Genomic DNA, 694 nt, shown 5'->3' on the forward strand with positions numbered 1-694 from the left:
CATCACAACATCACCACTGGATTGGATGAAAATAAGTTTGGTATAAACTCATGGGATTTGCCATTATGTGCTGAAACTTTAAAAAAATCCCCTAATCTGGAGTTTATTGGGATTCACTTTCATATCGGTTCACAGATCACCAATCTTGATGTATATAAAAATCTTTGTGTACGTGTAAATGAATTTGCCGAGTGGTTCGAAGAAAGAGGCTTTACAGTAAAGGTATTAAATGTTGGCGGTGGATTAGGTATTGATTACCATAATCCGGAGCAGCAGATTCCAGACTTTGCCGCTTACTTTAAAATATTTTCAGATTTTCTTAATGTCAGATCAAATCAGGAAGTTCATTTTGAATTAGGTCGTGCATTGGTAGGACAATCTTCATCATTAATAAGCAAGGTGCTATACGTAAAGAATGGGAAGAAAAAAAACTTTATTATTCTTGATGCAGGTATGACTGAGTTAATGAGACCGGCACTTTATCAAGCTTATCATAAAATATCCAATATTTCACGGGTATCAGAACCAAATTCGGTAAAGTATGATGTAGTTGGACCCATTTGTGAAAGCACGGATTGTTTTGGCAAAGAGGTAGAATTGCCGGGAACACTTCGTGGAGATCTTATTGCTTTAAATAGTACTGGAGCTTATGGAGAAGTAATGGCTTCACATTACAATTTAAGAGAAAACATTG

At 35.9% G+C, this 694-nt stretch carries 1 protein-coding gene; it reads left to right on the forward strand.

The annotated features are described in order from the left end of the window. The coding region (locus tag AC1DDX_RS27820) for a type III PLP-dependent enzyme domain-containing protein (RefSeq protein ID WP_477623092.1) at window positions 1-694 on the forward strand (694 nt) is incomplete at both ends.

This window comes from Pedobacter sp. 10L46_2, assembly GCF_056395165.1.